The 21138-nt window shown below is 63.8% G+C and carries 18 protein-coding genes and 2 pseudogenes; 8 read left to right on the forward strand and 12 right to left on the reverse strand.

Annotation, left to right across the window (positions count from 1 at the left end):
* Positions 1 to 67: 67 nt before the first annotated feature.
* Together HYN69_RS14585 and HYN69_RS14590 are read left to right on the forward strand one after the other, a co-directional pair.
* The gene (locus HYN69_RS14585; RefSeq protein ID WP_108436379.1) at positions 68 to 1489 is read left to right on the forward strand and encodes an FAD-binding oxidoreductase; all 1422 of its coding nucleotides are present in this window, start codon (positions 68 to 70) and stop codon (positions 1487 to 1489) included.
* Positions 1486 to 2676 carry an MFS transporter gene (locus HYN69_RS14590; RefSeq protein WP_108436380.1) on the forward strand — a complete coding sequence of 397 codons (1191 nt, stop codon included), beginning with the start codon at positions 1486 to 1488 and terminating at the stop codon, positions 2674 to 2676. Before HYN69_RS14585 ends, HYN69_RS14590 begins: the two co-directional genes overlap by 4 nt.
* A gap of 7 nt (positions 2677 to 2683) precedes the next feature.
* Here HYN69_RS14590 and hemE read toward each other — a convergent pair.
* Positions 2684 to 3714, reverse strand: a pseudogene (gene hemE / locus HYN69_RS14595) (uroporphyrinogen decarboxylase).
* A 96-nt stretch (positions 3715 to 3810) separates the two neighbouring features.
* Between hemE and hemC the strand changes: the two are divergent.
* Positions 3811 to 4755 (forward strand): hydroxymethylbilane synthase, encoded by a 945-nt coding sequence (gene hemC / locus HYN69_RS14600; protein WP_108436381.1) that lies wholly within the window; start codon positions 3811 to 3813, stop codon positions 4753 to 4755.
* 9 nt (positions 4756 to 4764) lie between these two features.
* On the opposite strand, the gene HYN69_RS14605 is transcribed toward hemC, so the two are convergent.
* A complete protein-coding gene (locus HYN69_RS14605) occupies positions 4765 to 5562 on the reverse strand; it encodes a glutathione S-transferase family protein (protein WP_174213626.1) in 798 nt (265 codons plus the stop codon).
* Between the two features lie 157 nt (positions 5563 to 5719).
* Here HYN69_RS14605 and HYN69_RS14610 point away from each other — a divergent pair, with 157 nt between their 5' ends.
* Together HYN69_RS14610 and iolG are read left to right on the forward strand one after the other, a co-directional pair.
* Positions 5720 to 6502 (forward strand): SDR family oxidoreductase, encoded by a 783-nt coding sequence (locus HYN69_RS14610; RefSeq protein WP_108436382.1) that lies wholly within the window; start codon positions 5720 to 5722, stop codon positions 6500 to 6502.
* A 53-nt stretch (positions 6503 to 6555) separates the two neighbouring features.
* The gene (gene iolG / locus HYN69_RS14615) at positions 6556 to 7557 is read left to right on the forward strand and encodes an inositol 2-dehydrogenase (protein WP_108436383.1); all 1002 of its coding nucleotides are present in this window, start codon (positions 6556 to 6558) and stop codon (positions 7555 to 7557) included.
* 197 nt (positions 7558 to 7754) lie between these two features.
* Here the strand turns inward: iolG and clpS are convergent, their stop codons facing one another.
* Positions 7755 to 8084, reverse strand: a complete 330-nt coding sequence (gene clpS, locus HYN69_RS14620; RefSeq protein ID WP_174213662.1) for an ATP-dependent Clp protease adapter ClpS — start codon at positions 8082 to 8084, stop codon at positions 7755 to 7757.
* 200 nt (positions 8085 to 8284) lie between these two features.
* Between clpS and HYN69_RS14625 the strand changes: the two genes are divergently transcribed.
* Together HYN69_RS14625 and HYN69_RS14630 are read left to right on the forward strand one after the other, a co-directional pair.
* Complete coding sequence (locus HYN69_RS14625; protein ID WP_108436385.1) at positions 8285 to 8992, forward strand: HAD family hydrolase; 708 nt, start codon at positions 8285 to 8287, stop codon at positions 8990 to 8992.
* Between the two features lie 174 nt (positions 8993 to 9166).
* Positions 9167 to 10804, forward strand: coding sequence for a D-alanyl-D-alanine carboxypeptidase family protein (locus HYN69_RS14630; RefSeq protein ID WP_108436386.1), 1638 nt, complete (start codon positions 9167 to 9169; stop codon positions 10802 to 10804).
* 126 nt (positions 10805 to 10930) lie between these two features.
* On the opposite strand, the gene ccoS is transcribed toward HYN69_RS14630, so the two are convergent.
* The 8 genes and pseudogenes from ccoS to ccoN all read right to left on the reverse strand — a co-directional run bounded on the left by ccoS (position 10931) and on the right by ccoN (position 18932).
* Positions 10931 to 11101, reverse strand: coding sequence for a cbb3-type cytochrome oxidase assembly protein CcoS (ccoS, locus tag HYN69_RS14635; protein ID WP_108436387.1), 171 nt, complete (start codon positions 11099 to 11101; stop codon positions 10931 to 10933).
* A 3-nt stretch (positions 11102 to 11104) separates the two neighbouring features.
* A complete protein-coding gene (locus tag HYN69_RS14640) occupies positions 11105 to 13294 on the reverse strand; it encodes a heavy metal translocating P-type ATPase (protein WP_108436388.1) in 2190 nt (729 codons plus the stop codon).
* 1 nt (position 13295) lies between these two features.
* A complete protein-coding gene (locus HYN69_RS14645) occupies positions 13296 to 13745 on the reverse strand; it encodes a FixH family protein (protein ID WP_108436389.1) in 450 nt (149 codons plus the stop codon).
* Between the two features lie 2 nt (positions 13746 to 13747).
* On the reverse strand, positions 13748 to 15166 hold the full coding sequence (ccoG, locus tag HYN69_RS14650; protein WP_108436390.1) for a cytochrome c oxidase accessory protein CcoG: 1419 nt from the start codon (positions 15164 to 15166) through the stop codon (positions 13748 to 13750).
* A gap of 334 nt (positions 15167 to 15500) precedes the next feature.
* Entirely contained in the window at positions 15501 to 16382 is an 882-nt protein-coding gene (gene ccoP / locus HYN69_RS14655; RefSeq protein WP_108436391.1) for a cytochrome-c oxidase, cbb3-type subunit III, read from the reverse strand.
* A 3-nt stretch (positions 16383 to 16385) separates the two neighbouring features.
* The gene (locus HYN69_RS14660) at positions 16386 to 16580 is read right to left on the reverse strand and encodes a cbb3-type cytochrome c oxidase subunit 3 (protein WP_108436392.1); all 195 of its coding nucleotides are present in this window, start codon (positions 16578 to 16580) and stop codon (positions 16386 to 16388) included.
* A 12-nt stretch (positions 16581 to 16592) separates the two neighbouring features.
* A complete protein-coding gene (gene ccoO / locus HYN69_RS14665; RefSeq protein WP_108436393.1) occupies positions 16593 to 17318 on the reverse strand; it encodes a cytochrome-c oxidase, cbb3-type subunit II in 726 nt (241 codons plus the stop codon).
* Between the two features lie 13 nt (positions 17319 to 17331).
* Positions 17332 to 18932 (reverse strand): annotated as a pseudogene (ccoN, locus tag HYN69_RS14670) (cytochrome-c oxidase, cbb3-type subunit I).
* 288 nt (positions 18933 to 19220) lie between these two features.
* On the opposite strand from ccoN, the gene HYN69_RS14675 reads away from it, so the two are divergent.
* Positions 19221 to 20069 carry a universal stress protein gene (locus HYN69_RS14675; RefSeq protein WP_108436394.1) on the forward strand — a complete coding sequence of 283 codons (849 nt, stop codon included), beginning with the start codon at positions 19221 to 19223 and terminating at the stop codon, positions 20067 to 20069.
* A gap of 285 nt (positions 20070 to 20354) precedes the next feature.
* Here the strand turns inward: HYN69_RS14675 and fnrL are convergent, their stop codons facing one another.
* Positions 20355 to 21101, reverse strand: coding sequence for a transcriptional regulator FnrL (gene fnrL, locus HYN69_RS14680; RefSeq protein WP_108437240.1), 747 nt, complete (start codon positions 21099 to 21101; stop codon positions 20355 to 20357).
* Positions 21102 to 21138 lie beyond the last annotated feature (37 nt).

The raw sequence follows: 21138 nt of genomic DNA on the forward strand, positions 1-21138 counted from the left end.
GCTGCGCTCTGCTTGCATCTTCCGCGCTCCCGTCGGATCAATCACCGTCAATCCAAGGCCGCGCCCCATGTCCCTGATCTCCGACCTCACCGCCCTCGTCGGCCCCGCCCATGTGCTGACCGGCGCCGATGCGACCCGCCTCGGCCATGACTGGACCGGCAATTACCGCGGCCAACCCATTGCCGCCGTCCGCCCCGCAAACACGGCCGAGGTCGCCGCCGTGGTCAAACTCGCAGCCGCCCGCAAGACCGCCGTCATCCCCGTGTCCGGCAACACAGGCCTTGTCGGCGGCAGCTTTACGGACGGCGGCCTTCTTTTGTCGCTCGAACGCCTGAACCGCATCCGCGACATCCGCCCCGAAGCCCGAATCGCCGTGGTCGAGGCGGGGGTAATCCTGTCGCGTCTGCATGACGCGGCCGAAGCGCAGGGCCTTTACTTCCCGCTCTGGTTCGGCGCGCGTGGCTCGGCGATGATCAGCGGGGTGCTCTCGACCAACGCGGGCGGCTCGAACGTGCTGCGCTACGGCTCGACCCGCGCGCTTTGCCTCGGGCTCGAAGTCGTGCTGCCCGATGGGCGCGTGCTCGACCTGATGTCGGAACTGCACAAGGACAATTCCGGCTACGACCTGCGCGATCTGTTTATCGGCGCCGAAGGCACGCTTGGCATCATCACGGCTGCCGTGATGAAACTGGTGCCTGCGCCGCGCGCCCATGCGACCGCCGCCGTGGCGCTGGACACGCTGTCCGACGCGCTCACCCTGCTCAACCGCCTGCAATCCGCCAGTGGCGGGCTGGTCGAGGCCTTCGAATTCATGCCCGCAACCTACAGCCGCCGTCTGGCCGAAGTGCGCCCCGACCTTGGCCTTCCCTTCGCCACCATCCCGCCCGTCACCATCCTTGTCGAACTCGGCGCCACCGCCCCGATGCTGACCGACCCCGACGACAGCGGCGCAATCCCCCTGACCGCCCTTTTGCAAACCGCCCTTGCCGCGGCGCTGGAAGAAGGGCTGATCCATGACGCCGTGATCGCCCAGACCGAAACCCAGCGCCGCGCGCTTTGGGCACGGCGCGAGGCTGCGGCCGAGATCACCTTTGCCAAGCGCCCCTTCATCGATACCGACATCGCCGTCCCTCTCGACTGCGCCGAAGCCTTCCTGACCGCGATCCACGACCGCCTGCCTGCCATCGCACCCGATGCCGAAACCCTGACGGTCGCGCATCTGGGCGATGGCAACCTGCATTTCACCGTCTTTCCCGCCACCGCCGACAAGGCGCTGCACGACCGCGTGGTCAGCGCCATCGAAGACGTTGTGCAATCCTTGCGCGGATCGTTCAGCGCCGAACATGGCGTGGGCCTGTCGAAGCTGAACTCGATGCAGCGCCGCAAAGACCCCGTGGCGCTCGATGTGATGCGGGCGATCAAGCACGCGCTTGACCCTGACGGCATCATGAACCCCGGCAAGGTGCTGCCCGCCGGGGCCGCCAAGTGACCGTGTCCCACGTCCTGCGCGACCCGACGCTGCGGCTGATCGCCTTTGCCCTGCTGCTGATGGGGGCGCTGAACGCCTCGGTCTATCCCTACCAATCGCTTGTCGGGATCGAACGGATCGGCCTGTCGGAACCGCATTTCGCGCTTGTCCTCGTCATGGCCTCGGTCGTCGCCGTCACCGCCTCGGTGCTTTTGGGCATCCTTGGCGACCAGCGGGCCGGACGCCGCCGCATCGCGCTGCTTACCGCCTGTTCGGGTGCGTCAGGCGTTGCGCTGATGATGGTATCGCCCGGCGTCACCGCGATGATCCTGTGCCACGGGCTGCTCTTGCCCGTCGCCTCGTCGCTTTACGGCCAGTTGTTCGCCCTTGCCCGCCTTGCCCGCACCGAGGATGGCGCGGTGCGCGATGCGATCACGGGCACGGTCCGGTCGGCCATGTCGCTGTCCTTCCTTGCCATGCTGGTGTTCTGGAAATTTGCATTTGGCGCGGGCGTCGATGTCATGGCGGTCTATGTCTCGGCGCTTGTCGCCGCGGTCTGCATGACCTGCCTGCTGGCGCTGTTCTGGCCGAAGGATGGCGCGACCGCGTGGAGCGACCGCCCGTCAGGCCTGAACCTGCGAGCCGCCATGTCGGAAATGGCGCGGCCGAAAATCCTGATCCGCGTGCTGTGCCTTGGCGCGGTGGCGGCGTCGGGCAATCTTTACATGGTGCTGACCACGCTGATTTTCGATGCAAGCCCGGTGCGCGACCAAGGCGACGTGGCACTTTATGTCGGCATGGTCGCAGGCTGGGAAGTGCCCTTCATGCTGCTTTTGCCGCGAATCGCGGGGCGGATGAAACGCCAGACCCTGCTGGCCTGCGGCGCGGCGCTGTACTGCGTGCATCTGGCGCTGTTGCCGGTCTTGGCCGACCATTGGTCGGTCTGGGTGCTGACGCTGTTTGCGGGGCTTGGCGGAACGGCGATCATCACCCTGCCGATCACCTATTACCAGGACCTGCTCGCAGACCGCCCCGGCACGGCGGGGGCGATGCTTGCGGTGCAAAAACTGGTGGCCGACACGATGGCCGCATCGGCCTTTGCGCTTGGCACAACCCTCGGAGGGTTCACCCTGACCGCGGCGCTTGGTGCCACCGTCGCGCTGTCGGGCGCGGCGGGGCTGCTTTGGGTCGACAGGCGGCGGGCTTGAGCGCCACTCAGGCCGAGCGCACGGTTTCGATCATCAGCGCCACGTTGTCGGGGTTCGCATCCGGCGTGATGCCGTGGCCGAGGTTGAAGATATGCGGCCCCTTGCGGAAGGCTTCGACCACCGCGCGGGTTTCGCGCACCAAGGCCTCGCCCCCGTTACCATATGTTCGGGCGCAAGGTTGCCCTGCACGCAGCCGTCTTTCTGCACGTTCTCGGCCCCCCAAGCGGGCGTCACCGAATTGTCGAGCGCCACGCAATCCGCACCGGTCTTATTGGCGAACCCGATATAACCATTCCCTGCCTCGCGCGGGAAGGCGATGATGGGCAGGCCGGGGTGGCGCATCCGCAAGGCTGCTATGATGCGGGCGGCGGGTTTCACCGCGAATTCCTCGAAATCCGCGCCCTTCAGCGATCCGGCCCATGAATCGAACAGCTTGACCACTTCGGCCCCTGCCTTGACCTGTTCCGAAAGGTAATCGACCGTGGCTTCGGTGATCACGTCGATCAGCGCCGAAAACGCCTCGCGGTCGGTATCCTTCAGCGCATGCGCCTTGCCCTGATCTTTCGAGCCTTGGCCCGCGATCATATAGGTCGCCACCGTCCAGGGTGCTCCGGCAAAGCCGATCAGCGTGGTTTCCTTGGGCAGTTCGCGCGACAGAATCTTGACGGTCTCGTAGACCGGCGACAGCGTCTCGTGGATAAGATCTCTGGATTTCAGCGCCCTGACCTGCGCGAGCGAGGTCGTCGTTTCCATCCGCGGGCCTTCGCCGTTCTCGAACCACAGCTTCGGGCCAAGCGCCTGCGGCAACAAAAGGATATCGGCAAACAGGATCGCCGCGTCGAACCCGTAGCGGCGGATCGGTTGCAGCGTCACCTCGGCGGCGAGTTCGGGATTGTAGCAAAGCGACAGGAAATCGCCTGCAATCGCCCGCGTGGCGCGGTATTCCGGCAGGTAGCGCCCCGCTTGCCGCATCATCCAGATCGGCGGCGTCGGCAGAACCTCGCCCTTGAGCGCCCGCAGGATCGTCTTTTCCGTCATCCGTCTGCCCCTTTTCTATCGCCCCCATGGGTCGGGGTTGTGCGGCTGCTTGTCAAGAGTTGTCAGGCAAACCTTACACATGTAAGGCTTGCATTCATGACCTATCCGCTCCCCTCCCCCGACCAACCGCTGAAAATCGGCACCCGTGGTTCCCCGCTCGCGCTGTGGCAGGCGCATGAGACGCGGCGCAGCCTTATGGCGGCGCTGAACCTGCCGAACGAAGCCTTCGAGATCGTCATCATAAAGGTGACGGGCGACCAGATCCTCGACAAGCCGCTGAAAGAGATCGGCGGCAAGGGGCTGTTCACCCGCGAGATCGAAGAGGCGCTGCTCGCAGGCGGCATCGACATCGCGGTCCATTCGATGAAGGACATGCCGACCCTCCAGCCCGAGGGGCTGGTGCTCGACTGCTACCTGCCGCGCGAAGATGTGCGCGACGGCTTCGTGTCACCGCAGCACGGCGGGCTGGCCGACCTGCCGCAAGGCGCGGTCGTCGGCTCGTCGTCCCTGCGGCGCAGGGCGCAATTGGCACTCAAACGGCCCGACCTGAAGCTGGTCGAATTCCGCGGCAATGTACAGACGCGGATGAAAAAACTGGATGACGGCGTGGCCGTGGCGACCTTTCTTGCCATGGCGGGATTGAACCGGCTGGGCATGGCCCATGTGGCCCGCGCGGCAATCGCCCCCGAAGAAATGCTACCCGCCGTGGCCCAAGGTGCTATCGGCATCGAACGCCGTATCGCCGATGCGCGGGTGGAATGGATGCTTTCGCAGATTCACGACGGCCCCACGGGTCTGCGCCTTGCCGCCGAGCGCAACTTTCTGCTGCGGCTTGACGGGTCGTGCGAGACGCCAATCGCCGGTCTGGCGCTGCTCGACGGCGAAACGCTCTGGCTGCGCGGCGAAATCCTGCGCCCTGACGGCAGCGAATCGATCACCGGCGAACGGCGCGGTCTGGCGAGCGACGGCGCGGCGATGGGCCGCGATCTGGCCGAAGAATTGCTCGGCCGCGCCCCCGAGGGCTTTTTCAGCTGGCACTAGGGGAAGCGGTCAGACCAACCCGAGCTCGGCATCGCTGGCGATACGGTCGTATTTGTCGGTGGGCGGCATCGGCCGGTCGCGCCAATGCGGGGTGAAACTGAAGGATGATTTCGCCCGCCCCTCGGGCAGCGCCCCGTTACCCGCGCCCACGGCGTAATCGTAGTAAAGCTTCACGATCTCGTCATAGCTGACCTGCTGCGCCGCCGGATGGGCCAGACAGGCCGCGCGCCATTTCGCCACGCGGGCAAATTCGGGCGCCTCGGGCAGGGTGAAGCCTTCGTAATGGTCCAGAAACCAGAACCGCATCATCAAGGGCGTATAGACCGCCTCGGCCCAGCCGAAGCGGTCGAACAGGAAGGTGCCGTCGGGGTTGTAGAAGCGCAGCATGTCGTCAAGCCACGCGTAATGATCGAGCAGCGCCTTGCGCCGTTCTCCGGTCTTGGCGCGGTCACGGTTCATCACCATGGAATAACCCGCATTGCCGAATGCCCCTTCGCGGCTGGCAAAGAGCCGCTCGACCGCCCGTTCGTACGGATCGGCCCGCGCCACCTGCACCTGCGGATAGCGTTCGTCGAAATAGGCCATCAGGATCAGGCTTTCCTTCAGGATGCGGCCTTGCTCGTCTTCAAGCACCGGAAGCGCCGTGGTGCCCCGTGTCTTTTCCAACAGCCACGCCTCGCGCGGGCGGGTGATATCGACCACCTCGAACCGCACCGCATCGCGCATGCCCTTCAGGTCTAGCACGATCTCGACCCGCTGCGAAAAGGGGCAGACCGGAATATGGTAGATGACGGGCTGCTGGGACATGGCTGGCCTTTCGATGCTGCGTGAAAAAGCCTAGATCGCACGGGCCTGCCAAGGCAACTGCCGAAGCCTGACGAATTTTGGAATTATTCCATTGAAAACTGCCGGAATTGGAATATCAGTTCCATCCGCAAAACACCCCATTCGGGGCGGAGGAAACATGCCCGACCACAAGGATACGGTAGCCGTCATCACCGGCGGCGCACAGGGTCTTGGTCTTGCCATCGCGCAGGCGCTTTTGGCCGATGGTTGCGGCAAGATCATCCTCGCGGGCCGCAACGTGACCAAGGGGGAAGAAGCCGCCGCCGCCTTGCGCGAAACCGGTGCGGACGTGCGCTTTTTGCCCGCCGACATGGCATCGGTTTCGGATGCGACCGAACTTGTCGACCGCGCCCTGTCGCGCTTTGGCCGCGTAACCGCGCTGGTCAATTCCGCCGCCTCGACCGCGCGCGGCTCGATCCTCGACACGACACCCGCGGGCTGGGATGCGGCGATGGACACCAACGCGCGCGGCCCCTTCTTCGCGCTGCAACGCTTTGCCCAAGCGGCGGTGGCGGCGGGGCATTCGGCAACGGCGGTCAACATCTGCACCATGTCGTCGCATTGCGGGCAAAGCTTCCTTGCCGGCTATTCCGCCTCCAAGGCGGCGCTTGCCAACATCACCAAGAACAGCGCCAACGCGCTGCGGCAGCACCGCATCCGCGTCAACGGCATCAATGTGGGCTGGATGGACACGCCGGGCGAAGACACGATCCAGCGCGAGTTCCACAACGCCGACCCCGATTGGCTGGCAAAGGCCGAGGCGAAGCAGCCGATGGGCATGCTGGTGAAACCCGCGCATGTGGCGGGGCTTGCGTCCTACCTGCTGTCGGATGCATCCGGCGTGATGACCGGCGCGATGGTGGATTTCGACCAGAATGTGAACGGCGCTTACGGCGAGTAAGCCCATAGGGACAAACCGTCCCCGGGCAGGGGGCAAGAGTGGAGACGACAGACATGACGATCAGATTCGGACTTCTCGGCGCAGGCCGCATCGGCAAGGTCCACGCCAAGGCGATCACCGGCGACGCAAACGCGCGCCTTGTGGCCGTGGCCGATGCCTTCCCCGCTGCCGCGACAGCCATCGCCGACCAGTACGGCTGCGAGATCCGCAGCATCGACGCGATCCTCGGCTCGAAAGACATCGACGCCGTGGTGATCTGCACCCCCACCGACACCCACGCCGACCTGATCGAAGCCTTCGCCCGCGCCGGCAAGGCGATCTTCTGCGAAAAGCCGATCGACCTGTCGCTTGACCGCGTGAAAGCCTGCCTGAAGGTGGTGCGCGATACGAAAGCCGTGCTGATGGTCGGCTTCAACCGCCGCTTCGACCCGCATTTCATGGCCGTCAAAGCCGAAATCGCCAAGGGCACCATCGGTGCGGTCGAAATGGTCACCATCACCTCGCGCGATCCGGGCGCGCCGCCGGTCGAATACATCGCCCGCTCGGGCGGCATCTTCCGCGACATGACGATCCATGATTTCGACATGGCCCGCTTCCTGCTGGGCGAGGAAGTGGCCGAGGTTTCGGCGCAGGCCTCGGTCCTCGTCGACCCCGCAATCGGCAAGGCGGGCGATTACGATTCGGTGCAGGTGATGCTGCGGACCGCGACGGGCAAGATGGCCGTCATCTCGAACTCGCGCCGCGCTACCTATGGCTATGACCAGCGCATCGAAGTGCATGGCTCGCTTGGTGCCGTATCGGCCGAGAATCAGCGCCCGGTGTCGATCGAAGTGGCCAGCGCCACAGGCTACACCCGCCCGCCGCTGCATGATTTCTTCATGACGCGCTACACCGAAGCCTATGCCGCGGAAATCGCCAGTTTCATCAATGCCATCGCGGGCAAGGCAGCGGCCACTCCGTCGGGCGAAGACGGGATGCTTGGCCTTGCACTGGCCGAAGCGGCGCTGAAATCGGTTGCCGAAGGACGCACGGTCAAGGTTTCGGAAATTCTCTGACCCGGTCCGGATAAGCTTTCGAAACGCCGTGCGAAACCCGCACGGCGTTTCTTTATCCAGCCCCGAATTTTCTGCGAAAATTCCCGCATCACCCCGGACCGTCGCGCCTGATTTTTCGCAGAAAAATCGTTGGCGCCGCGCAGGCGTCAGCCAAAAAGGAATGAGTATTTAGACAAAGGTGAAGCCGCAGGGGCGGTTCACTCTTTCTCCATCGTGCATTGCAGCGGATGCTGGTGGCGGCGGGCGAAATCCATCACCTGCGCGACCTTGGTTTCCGCAACCTCGAACGAGAACACGCCGACCACGGCGAGCCCCTTTTTATGCACGGTCAGCATGATGTCAAAGGCCTGTGCGTGGGTCATGCCGAAGAAGCGTTCGAGCACATGCACCACGAATTCCATCGGGGTGTAATCGTCGTTCAGCAGCATCACCTTGTACATCGGCGGACGCTGGGTTTTCGACTTGGTCTTGGTCAGCACAGACGCGTCATTGCCGGGGTTGCCCGGACCCTCGGGGGTGCCTGCCATTCGCATAGGGGTCGGGGTCACGGGAAAATTGCTCCGTCAACGTCGAGGATTCGGGCATGATTGTCCGATACGACAATATAATCCAATTCCGCCCCGCGCAAAGGGGGTCGCGCAAATCCCGCCGATACCTGTGCCTTGAACGGCTTGCACGGGCCTCTGTGTCGCGGCATCAAGGGCGGGTAACGAACGGAACGCGTTTCATGATCACGACCATCGGCTTCGATGCCGACGACACGCTTTGGCAGAACGAGTCCTTCTTCCGCCTGACGCAAGACCGCTTCACCGCGCTTCTGGCCGATTATGCCGGGGCCGACCATCTGCACGACCGGCTTCTGGCCGCCGAGCGGCGCAATCTTGGCCATTACGGTTTTGGCGTCAAAGGCTTCACCCTGTCGATGATCGAGACCGCGATCGAGATCACCGAAAGCCGCGTCCCCGCCGCCGTCATCGCCGAGATCATGGCAGCCGGGCGCGAGATGCTGGCCCATCCGGTCGAACTTTTGCCCCATGCCGAGGCCGCGGTCACCACGCTTGCCCGAGACCACCGCGTGATCCTCGTCACCAAGGGCGATCTTCTGGATCAGGAACGCAAACTGGCGCAATCGGGACTTGGCGACCTGTTTCATGCGGTCGAGATCGTATCCGACAAGACCCCTGCGGTCTATGCCAGCATCTTTGCCCGCCATGGCGACGGGGCCGAGCGGGCGCTTATGGTCGGCAACTCGTTGAAATCCGACGTGATCCCCGCAATCGCGGCGGGAGGGTGGGGCGCGCATGTTCCCCACGGGCTTATCTGGGCGCTCGAACATGCCGACCCGCCTTTGGGCAATCCACGGTTCCTGACGCTGGGCGATCTGGGGGAATTGGCCGATGCGGTAGAAGCGATTAAGTCCAACCACAACATCTAGCGCACCGGCAGGCACCCCCAAGCCGCCGATCCCCCGTACACTTGTCTGCGGTTTCCTGCCAAACCCTTTGAATCAAGGGGGTTTTCGCACGCCTCCCCCTGTGCTAACATTTTGGCGAGGCAGAAAAACGGCCCTATAAAAATCGGGGCAACCGCAGGACAAGGGACAGGCGACGTGACATCGCTTTCAGGGCAATTTGCCCGCAGATTTTCTTATTGGCTGGTCGTGACGCTTGCCTTGGTGCTGGCACCTACCGGTATTTTCGCAGCACCTCACGCCTCGATCGTGATCGATGCCCGCTCGGGCGAGGTGCTGCACGAAGAAAACGCCGATGCGCGCCTGCATCCCGCCTCGCTGACCAAGATGATGACGCTCTACATCACGTTCCAAGAACTGGAACGCGGCTCGATCAGCCTCGACAGCATGGTCACGGTCACGAAACACGCCGCCTCGCAGCCCCCGTCGCGGCTTGGCCTGAAGCCGGGGCAAAAGATCGCCGTGCGTTACCTGATCCGCGCCGCCGCGATCAAATCGGCCAACGATGCCGCCGCCGCCTTGGGCGATTTCATCGGCGGAAATCAGGATGATTTCGCCCGCCGCATGACCCGCACCGCCAAGGCGCTGGGGATGACGAACACTACCTTCAAGAACGCCAACGGTCTGACCGCACCGGGGCACCTGTCGTCGGCCCGCGACATGAATAACCTTGGCCGCCACCTGTTTTACGACTTTCCCCAATATTACAACATCTTCTCGCGCCGTTCGTCCGATGCGGGCATTGCCACGGTCAACAATACCAACCGCCGTTTCCTTGATGCCTACAAGGGCGCAGACGGCATCAAGACCGGCTATACCGTCGCCGCCGGCTTCAACCTGACCGCCTCCGCCGAACGTGATGGCAAGCGCCTGATCGCCACGATCTTCGGCGCGACATCGACCCCGAACCGCAATGCGGAAATGACCAAGCTGCTGAACAAGGCCTTTGAAAAGGCCCGCAAAAACGCCCCCTTCAACCCGCCTGATGCCCCCGGCGCGACCGATGCGCTGGTGGCGCAGGCCGATACCGCCCTTCCCGAAGTCGAAGGCGGCGCGGGCAAGACACTGCGCGTTACGACCGGAATGGCGACCTCGCCCCGCCCGCAGGCCCGCCCCGCCGCACCCGCGCCCGAAACCCTGACCGCCGCCGCCGAGGCCGTCGACGAAATGCAGGACGGCATCCTTGGCGCGCTGGCCGAGGCGACCGGAACCGACCTGCTTGCCGAACAGGCCAGCGAAGTCGCCGATGCCACCGTCCCTGCGGCCGCACTCGCCGTGGAAGGGGTCGAACTCGCCTCGGCCGAAACGGGCGAGGCGCTGCCATCCGAAGACGCGCTGACCGAAGCCGTCGCCAACCTTCCCGCCGACGCCCTGCCTGCAGTCGACACGGCGGCAGTGACGCCCGAAGAATTGCCCTTCCAGATCGCCTCGGCTGCCGCCGCCGTGGCCCCGCCCAAACGCCGCACACCAATTTACGACGATGCCGCAACCGGCCCCGCCCCCGCCGAACAGCAAGAGGTCGTCTCGTTCTCGACTTCGGGCGACCGGCACTGGGCAATCACCGTCGGGCGCTACAATTCCAGCTACGAGGCGGAAAAGGCGCTGCTCAAGATGCAGTTGGTCGAAAGCGCCACGCTGAATGCATCGCTGCCCAAGGTCATGCAGAAATCCGGCGGGTTCGAGGCGACCTTTGTCGGCCTGACGCAAGATCAGGCCGATCTGGCCTGCCGCCGCCTGCAAGCGCGGTCTGTCACCTGCTTCACCATCGGCGAATAGACCCGCCGCCTGCCACTGCCCGACCGCCGATTTCCGACGCAGAAATCGGGACGGAGTTTGACGCAAACTCCGTAGACCTTCGGGCGGGCACCGATTTCTGCGTCAGAAATCGGCGCGGAAAATGCGTCATTTTCCGCTCTGGCGCTTGGGCTTGTCGTCGAAGTCCTTGGTCAGGATCCGGCTGGCATCGCCTTCGGGGTCATCGAATTGCTTGTTCTTCATCGCCCAGAAGAACGCGGCCAGCCCGACCCCGCCAAGAAACAGCGAGATGGGGATCAGGAATGCCAGAATGTCCATCGCCTACCTCAGCCGCAGCGCGTTCAGCGATACGGTAATCGACGACAGCGACATGGCAAGTGCTGCGGCCAGCGGTGTCGCCAACCCGACCAGCGCCAAGGGCACCGCGATCACGTTGTAAGCGGCCGAAATGGCAAAATTCTCGACGATGCGCCGCGCCGCCTGCCGACCGATCCGCACGGCATCGCCGATGGGGGCAAGGTCTTGACCCAGCAGCACGATATCGGACGCCACCCTTGCGGCATCCAATGCGCTTGCCGGTGATACCGACACATGCGCCGCAGCCAGCGCCGCCGTGTCGTTCAGCCCGTCACCCACCATCAGCACCCGATGCCCCGCCGCCGTAAGCGCCGCGACCTTGGCAGCCTTTCCGGCGGGCAAGACCCCGTGGTGCCAGTCTTCGATGCCAAGCCGCGTCGCCAGTTCGGCAACCGGAGCCTCGGCATCGCCCGACACCAGCAGCACCCGTAGCCCCTGCCCCCGCAGCGAGGCGACGGCCGCCTCGGCCCCCGGACGCAAGCTGTCGGCAAAGCTGAAGGCATGGGTGACACCCGCACCATCCACCAGATAGGTCGATGTCGCACCAACTGGCACGGCACCGCACCACTCCGCCCGCCCGAGCCGCACCCGGCGCCCCTGAAACAGGCCCTCGACCCCGTATCCCGGCACTTCGCGCAGCCCCGTCACCGCAGCAGGAGCGGCCACGCCCGCCAAAGCCACGGCCAGCGGATGCGACGACGCCCCCGCCAATGCAGCCGCGAGCGCCAGAACATCGGGCGCGTGATCGGCCAGATTGGTCGGCTTGGGCGCGCCCATGGTCAGCGTGCCGGTCTTGTCGAAGACCACGGTATCCACCTCGGCCAGCCGTTCCAGCGCCGTGCCATGCTTGATCAGCAGGCCCTTGCGGAACAGCTTGCCGCTTGCCGCCGTCACCACCGCAGGCACCGCCAGCCCCAGCGCACAGGGGCAGGTGATGATCAGCACCGCGGCCGAGATGTTGATGGCAAAGCGCAGATCGCCGCCGGTCTGCCACATCCAGAAGCCGAATGCGCCGAACGACATCATATGCACCAGCGGCGAATATAGCCGTGCCGCGCGTTCGGCGAGCGACGTGTAGCGCGTCTTGGCGCTTTCCGCGACCGCGACCAGATCGGCCATGCGGTGCAACGACGATGACCGCCCCGCCGCCGTGACGCGCAGGGTCAGCGGCCCCGTCAGGTTCACCTCGCCCGCCGAAACAGCCATGCCTACACCGGCAAAGACCGGCAGGCTTTCACCGGTAAGCAGCGACCGGTCGATCTCTGACTGCCCTTCGGTCACCACCCCGTCGACAGGCATCCGCCCGCCCGGACGCACGCGCACCATATCGCCCGCCGCGACCTCGGCAATCGGCACCACCGCCTCGGCACCGCCCCGCAGCACCGTGGCCCGTGGTACCTCCAAAGCGGCCAGTTCTTCCGCCGCCGACCGCGCCACCGCCCGCGTGCGATGGTCGAGATAGCGCCCCGCAAGCAGGAAGAAGCATAGCATCACCGCCGCATCGAAATAGGCGTGATGACCGCCCTTCCACGTCTCGAATAGGCTGATCGTCGAGGCAAGGATCAGCGCCAACGAGATCGGGACATCCATCCCCAACCGCCCCACCCGCAAACTGGCCCATGCCGATTTGAAGAACGGCTGCCCCGCGAAAATCACCGTAGGCAAGGCAATCGCCGCCGAAATCCAGTGAAACAGGTCGCGCGTCGCATCCTCGGCCCCCGACCAGACGGCGACCGACAGCAGCATCACGTTCATCATCGAAAAACCGGCCACACCCAGCCGCATCAAAAGCTCGCGCCCCTGACGATCCGTCTCGGTCGTGCTCAGCAGGCCGGGGTCAAGTTCATGCGCCTCGTAGCCCACGCCGCGCAGCGCATCGACCAACTGCTGGGCCGTCACCCCCGCCGCTGCATCGACCGACACCCGCCGCAGCGTCAGGTTAACCCGCGCCGAAGTCACCCCCGGCACCACCGCCAAGGCATGTTCGACCGTGCTGATGCAGGCCGCGCAATGCGCCGTGGGCAAGGACAGCATCAGCCGCGCCGAATGCGGCATCGACAGCGCCGCGATCCGTTCGGCACTTGGCGCCGCCACGCAGGCGGGACAGGCCGAAAGGCTACCATGGCCGGTATCGGGGCCCAGAGCCATGCTCATGTCACTTCCCCACGAACAGGTCGAGCCGCTGGCGGAACACCGTGCCATCGGGCGCTTTAGCCTTGATCATCATCATCCATTTTCCGGGGTTAAGCTGCACATCGCTGACCCAGACGCCGTTCTGTCGTACGAAGACGGGGTTCGTGTCCTCGCTCGCCTCGGTCGTCCGCCCCAGAAGCACGTCGAGCGTGGTGACCGGCGCCGCCTCTGCCCCCTTGCGGATGTCGATGCCCAACCGCCCGTTCGCATAGCCGTGGGTCAGCTTCCAGCCCAGCGCCTCTTGCGCCTTTCTATCGGCGTCGAAACTCTGGCTCGCGACATAACCATTGTCGACTTCCAGCCCCGGAAAGGTGCTGACCGCCTTGACCGCCATCACCACATTCACGCCGATGATGATGGAAAACGCCCCGACCGTGATCCCCAGCACATGCTTGCCCGTCAACTCGCCCATGGTCAGTCGTCCTTTCCGTTGAACACCGTGTCATGCGACACGCGCTCGGTTCCGTCCTCGTTCGCGATCCACAGGCGGATCTCGCTGCGCTCCTCGGTCGCGCCCTCGCTGCCGGGGGGCGCTTCGACATAGACGCGCTGCTGGTAGGTTTCGTTCGCGGGTACCAGCACTTTGGCTCCTTCCTCGCCTTCCAGCGCCACCGTGAACCGGCTGCCACCCGTCAGGGTGATCCAGTACCACTTGTCGGTCCCCGATTTGTTACGCAGCCGGATGTCATAGGTGTTGCGGATCGTGCCATCCGACAGCGTCACGTAAAGCGGGTTCCGGACCGGCGTCACGCTGACATCGATAGGCGAGCGCAAGAACAGCGCGACCACGAGGCCGACCCCGACCGCAGCCCAAAGCACGGTATACATCATCGTACGCGGGCGAAACACATGGGCCCAAACGCTTTTGGGCGGCTTGCCGGCACGTTCCCGCGTCTCGTCCGTAAGGGCGAAATAGCCGACGAGGCCACGCGGCTTGCCGATCTTGTCCATCGTGTCGTCGCAGGCGTCGATGCACAGCCCGCAGGTGATACAGGCCATCTGCTGGCCGTCCCTGATGTCGATCCCCATCGGGCAGACGTTGACACAGGCCATGCAGTCGATGCAGTCCCCGTTGCCTTCCACCGTCTGCTTGCCACGCGGTTCGCCGCGCCAGTCGCGGTAGGCGATGGTGATCGTATCCTCGTCCATCATCGCCGCCTGAATACGCGGCCAGGGGCAGGCATAGATGCAGATCTGCTCGCGGGCGAAGCCGCCAAAGGCAAAGGTCGTCGCGGTCAGGATCAGCATCGTGGTATAGGCGATCGGATGGGCATTGCCGGTGACCAGATCGACGGCAAGCTGCGGCGCATCGGTGAAATAGAACACCCAAGCCCCGCCGGTGCCGAGGCCGATCAGAAACCAAAGCGACCATTTCGCCGCACGCTTCCTGAGCTTTTCGCCATCCCATTTCTGCCGGTGCAGGCGGATGCGGGCGTTGCGGTCGCCTTCGACCCAGCGTTCGACCAGGATGAAAAGATCGGTCCAGACGGTTTGCGGGCAGGCATAGCCGCACCACACGCGGCCCGCCGCACTGGTGAACAAGAACAGACCAAGGCCCGCCATGATAAGCAGGCCCGCAACAAAATAGAATTCATGCGGCCAGATCTCGATCATGAAGAAAAAGAAGCGCCGGTTCGCCATGTCGATCAACACGGCCTGATCGGGCAGGTTCGGCCCACGGTCCCAGCGCAGCCACGGGGTGATGTAATAGATCCCCAGCGTCACGGCCATGATCCACCACTTCAGGGTGCGGAAACTGCCTTTGACGCGGCGCGGAAAGATCGGCTCGCGGGCAATATACAGGCTGGCGGGTTCGGGTGCGGGCGATGACAAGGCGGACTCCGGGGTTCATGACCTGTGGCGGGTATCGCCGTTTAAGCCCGCGCATTCCTTGACATGCATCAAATCGGCATCTGCGATGCAGCTTTGGGCTGCGACATTCGCGCACGCCAACGATTTTTCTGCGAAAAATCAGGCGCATCAAAGGGGGCAAGGTAAGCCGCCTGATTTTTCGCAGAAAAATCGTTGGCGGCAGGATGCAAAAGGGCGGGGCCACGGATGGCCCCGCAGTCAGGGGAAGGACAGCATCGGCGCACCCATGGGAAACGCGCGAACAGGTGCGCCGATGCCGGACCCGGCGGAAGGGAAGGTCGCCGCCGGGGTTGGTTTACTCGCCGCCGCCGCGCGAATGGACATAGGCGGCAACTGCGCGGATCTCGTCCTCGCTCAGACGCGCAGCCCAGGGGGGCATCACGCCGAAGCGGGCATAGGTGACGGTGTGGTTGATCGTTGCGCGATCACCGCCATAGAGCCAGATCGCATCGGTCAGGTTCGGCGCACCGACAGTGCGGTCGCCCTTGCCCTGCTCGCCGTGGCAGGCCGCGCAATTGTCGGCAAAGACCGTCGCACCCTCGGCAGCCTTGGCAGCGTCATGATCCTGCCCCGAGATGGCCAGCACATGTTCGACCACCGCGTCGATCTGCGCCGGTTCCAGCAACCCGTCCACGCCGAATTTCGGCATTTCCGAATAGCGGGCATCGGGGTCCATCGTGTTCCTGATACCATGGGTGATCGTGGTATGGATCGCCTCCATATCGCCGCCCCAGAGCCAGTCGTTGTCCAAGAGGTTGGGATAGCCCTTGCCCTGAACCCCTGCCGCGCCCGAGCCGTGGCACTGCGCGCAGTTGTTGCGGAACACCGAGGCCCCCGCCGGTTCTGCATAGGCCATCAAGGCCTTGTCCGCAGGAATCGCCGTCAGGTCAGCCGCGACGAGGCTTGCCTTTATGTCGGCGTTGGCGGCATCGAAGCGGTCGATCTCGGCCTGCACATCGGCGCGGGTCGAGGCCTGCAACAGGCCCGGTGTCGCACCCTTGATCAGTGGCCATGCCGGATAGGCGATGACATAGCCGATCGACCATATGATGGTCAGGTAGAACACCCAGACCCACCAGCGTGGCAGCGGGTTGTTCAGCTCTTCGATGCCGTCCCAGCTATGTCCGGTGGTGCCGACCTCTTGGGTCGGCTTTTTGGTGATTTGCTTGGCGCACATCGCTCACGCCTCCACTTTGCCGCGACGGTCGTCGGCGGCAGGTTTCGTGTCATTGCGGAAGATCGTGGCGGCTGCGTCGTCATGCAGCCGCTTCGATCCGGGACGATAGGCGAAAAAGATCACGCCCACGAAAACCGCCGTCAGGGCGACCAGCGCCCAGCTGTCGGCGATGAAGCGCAGAAAACCATAGGTATCCATCGGCTTTCCCCTTTACCGGCTTGCGTCTGGCGTGAAGGTCGAGAAATCGACCATCGTGCCCAGCACTTGCAGATAGGCGATCAGCGCATCCATCTCGGTCACGCCCGCCTGCCCGTCATAGTTCGACACCGCGGCCTTGCCGTAGCGTTCCAGCAAACCGCTGGTATCGGCATTCGGATCGGCTTGCGCCGTAAAATCCGCCACCGCGTTCTGCATCTGCGCGTCGGTATAGGGCACGCCCACGATCTGCTCGGCCCGCATCCTGTCGCCGATATACTTGCCGTCGAGCTTCACGGTGGACAGAAAGCCATACTTCGGCATCACCGATTCCGGCACCACCGATTGCGGATCGGTCAGGTGGTCGACATGCCAGGCATCGGAATACTTGCCCCCCACACGGGCAAGGTCGGGCCCCGTGCGCTTTGACCCCCATTGGAACGGATGGTCATATTGCGATTCCGCGGCCAGCGAATAATGCCCGTACCGTTCCACCTCGTCGCGCATGGGGCGGATCATCTGGCTGTGGCAGACATAGCAGCCCTCGCGCAGATAGATCTCCTGCCCCGCCAGTTCCAGCGGTGTGTAGGGGCGCATGCCTTCGACGTTCTCGATGGTGTTTTGCAGGTAGAACAGGGGCACGATCTGCACGATCCCACCGATTGCCACCACCAGAAGCGACAGCACCATCAAGAGTGTCGCATGCGTTTCGATAGCCTTGTGCTTGTCAAGAAAAGCCATTGTCCCTGCCCCCTTATTCCGCAGGAACAACCGAGCCAGCGGCACCGGCCCGGACGGGCTGGGCGCGGACGGTCATCCACAGGTTGTAACACATGATCAAGGCACCGGTCAGGAACATCACGCCCCCCAGACCGCGCACCACATACATCGGGAACTTGGCGGCCACGGTGTCGGCAAAGGCGTTCACGAGGAAGCCGTTGGCATCCACTTCACGCCACATCATCCCTTCCATGATGCCCGTCACCCACATCGCCGAGGCGTAAAGCACGATCCCGATGGTCGCCAGCCAGAAGTGCCAGCTCACCAGCTTCAGGCTATACAGCCCCTCGCGGTTCCACAGCCGCGGGACCAGGAAGTAAAGCACCCCGAATGTGATCATCCCGTTCCAGCCCAGCGCGCCGGAATGCACGTGGCCGATCGTCCAGTCGGTATAGTGGCTGAGGGAGTTGACGGCCTTGATGCTCATCATCGGGCCTTCGAAGGTCGACATCCCGTAAAAGCCGATGGAAACCACCATCATGCGGATGATCGGATCGGTCCGCAGCTTGTCCCATGCGCCCGAGAGCGTCATCAGACCGTTGATCATGCCACCCCAGCTTGGCATCCACAGCATGACCGAAAACACCATGCCAAGGGTCGAGGCCCAGTCCGGCAGCGCGGTGTAATGCAGGTGGTGCGGGCCCGCCCAGATATACAAAAAGATCAGTGCCCAGAAGTGGATGATCGACAGCTTGTAAGAATAGACCGGCCGTTCCGCCTGCTTGGGCACGAAGTAATACATCATGCCCAGAAAGCCTGCGGTCAGGAAAAAGCCCACCGCATTATGGCCATACCACCATTGCACCATCGCCGATTGCACGCCCGAAAAGAGCGTGATCTCGGCCGAACCGAAGACCGAAACGGGAATGGCAAGGTTGTTGCCGATGTGCAGCATGGCGACGGTCAGGATCATCGCCAGGAAGAACCAGTTGGCCACATAGATATGCGGCTCGCGGCGCCTCATCACGGTTCCGGCGAATGCGACAAGATAGGCGACCCAGACGATGGTCAGCCAGATGTCGACGTACCAGACCGGTTCGGCATATTCCTGTGCCTGCGTGGCACCAAGCACATAGCCGGTCGCGGCCAGCACGATGAAAAGCTGATAGCCCCAGAACACGAACCAGCCAAGCGAACCACCAAACAGCCGCGCCGCACTGGTGCGCTGGACGACATAGAAGGATGACATGATCAGCGCGTTACCGCCAAAGGCGAAGATCACGGCGCTGGTATGCAGCGGGCGCAAACGGCCGAAATTCAGATATGGCTGCGCCCATTCGAAATTGAGCGACGGAAACGCAAGCTGGAAGGCGATGACCACGCCCACCAGAAAGCCCACCACCCCCAGAATGCCGTGGCGATTGCCCCGGCCTTGATCACGCTGTCAAAGTATTCTCCCGGATCAGCCGGTTCGGTTTCACCCATGGTGCGCAGCGTCCACAGAAAGACGATGGCGGCTGCCAGCATCACTTCCACGGCGTTGACCATATAGGCGAGGTCGCGCGCATAGTTGGCGGCGATGGCGGCACAGACCGCAATCACACCCAGCACGACCAGTTTCACGTAATCCCACATGTTTCGTCCCTTCGTCCCTTGGCCTTCGTCTCTTGGCCTTCGTCTCTTGGCCTTCGTCTCTTGGCCTTCGCAGTCGGCCTTCGTCTCTTGGCTGCCGCACATTTTCCCAGGCTTCCGCAGGGGCAAAGGCGCGGCTTGCGGCGCCTTGCGACTGACTTGCTTTTGCAGCCGCAGCGAAAATGCTGCCTTGATCCATATCAACCGCTTGCGCACCCCGCCTTGACAGAGGTCAATGTCACGCAGGCTGAACCTGTTAAGGTTTGTGCATCACACCGGAAGGAGGCACTCATGGCCTACAAATCGTTGTTCACAGTTGTGACCCATCCCGCGCAGGCCGAAGCGGCCATCGCGGGGGCTGCGAAGATTGCGGCGACGCATGACGCGCATCTCGATATTCTGGCGCTCGGCGTCGACCGGACCCAGATCGGCTATTCCTATGTCGGCTCGGGCGCGGTGGTGCTGCAAGCCGCGATGGACCGGGCCGAGCAGGACGCCCGCGATGTCGAAGCCGCCGTCAGAAAAGCGGTGGGCGAACAACTGCCCACGCTGCGCTGTTCAATCGAAGCAGCCGTGACGCAGCTGGGTGCGCTGACCGATATCGTCGCGCAGCGGGCAAGGTTCGCCGATCTCGTGGTGCTGCCCAAACCCTATGGCAACGGGCAAGGCACCGAGGCCGAAGCCGTGGTCGAAGCCGCCCTTTTCGAAGGCCACGCGCCGGTTCTGGTGCTGCCCGCCACGGGCGCGGGCAACGCCGCCAGCCCCCGCCGCATCGTGGTGGCTTGGAACCAGAGCGGCGAAGCGATGGCTGCGATCCGAAAGGCGCTGCCGACGCTGAAACAGGCCGATACCGTGAACATCGCGGTGATCGACCCACCGCAGCACGGCCCCGAACGGTCAGACCCCGGCGGTCTTTTGTGCCAGATGCTGGTGCGCCACGGCGTCCGCGCCGAAGTGTCGGTGCTAGCGCGGTCGCTTCCCCGCATCTCGGACCTTTTGGCCCGCCATGTGCTCGATCAAGGCGCCGACATGCTGGTGATGGGGGCCTACGGCCATTCGCGCTTTCGCGAGGCCATTCTGGGGGGCGCCACGCGCAACATGCTGGAACAGGCCGAGGTGCCGGTGCTGATGGCGCATTGACGCAACAACACACCCCTCCCCTACCCCTCCCCTGCAGGGGAGGGGGCGTTGGGCTGTCAGGCGCGGCACCCCTGCCCGGTGTTGCCAGATGAGTATTTGGGCAAGGGTGAAACGGCGGATTCAGCCGATCCTTCGGGGGGCCCGTTAACCTTAACGGGGTGTTTGCGGATCAGGGCGGCGCGAAAAGGTTAATGCGCGTTCATTGTTTTGGCGCATGTGTACGGGCTGGTCGTGCATCGCCCGTGCATCAGGTCGCGAGTCGGACGCTCCCGAAACGAGAGTTTATCAGGCCAGATAGCCGCCGTCGCTGTCGTCGCCGGCCTCTTCCATAAGACGGTCGAGGTTGGGGATGATGACGTGGCGCTTGCCCTGCAATTCGATCACCCCGTCACGCTTCAATGCGCTGATCTGACGGCTGACCGTTTCCAGCGTAAGGCCAAGATAATCGGCCATTTCTTCGCGCGTCAGCGGCAGGTCGAACACGAGCGAGCCTTTGGGGGTCTTCAGCTTCAGGCTCGCATCGCGCCGCGCGATGATCGCCAGAAGCGAGGCGATCTTTTCCCGCGCGGTCTTGCGACCCAGCAAAAGCATCCATTCCCGCGCGGCATCCAGTTCGTCCAGTGTCATTTCCAGCAGGCGCTGCGCGATGTGCGGGGTGGTTCCCATCATCTCTTCGAAGGGCTTCTTGCGAAAGCAGCACATCACAAGATCGGTGGTCGCGGTCACGTCATAGGCGGCCTTGTCGCGCCCCGGTCTGCCAACGAAATCAGAGGGTAACAGCAATCCGACCATCTGCCGGCGACCGTCTTCCATCGTCTGCGTCAGGGTGGCGATTCCGGTCACGACCGAGGCTACGAAATCCATCCGGTCGCCCGACCAGACCACCGTCTGGCCAGCCTGATAGCTGCGGTAAAACTTGATCGCTTCCAGATGTTGCAGTTCATCCGACTCGCAGCGCGCGCAAACCGCACGATGGCGGATCGGGCAATCACCGCACTGCTGATGAACAACGCTCAGATCATGATGTGCCACAGGATGGCCTTTCGTTGCGCCGCGAATTTCGCGGATT

Source organism: Gemmobacter aquarius (genome assembly GCF_003060865.1).
GTDB lineage: Bacteria > Pseudomonadota > Alphaproteobacteria > Rhodobacterales > Rhodobacteraceae > Paragemmobacter > Paragemmobacter aquarius.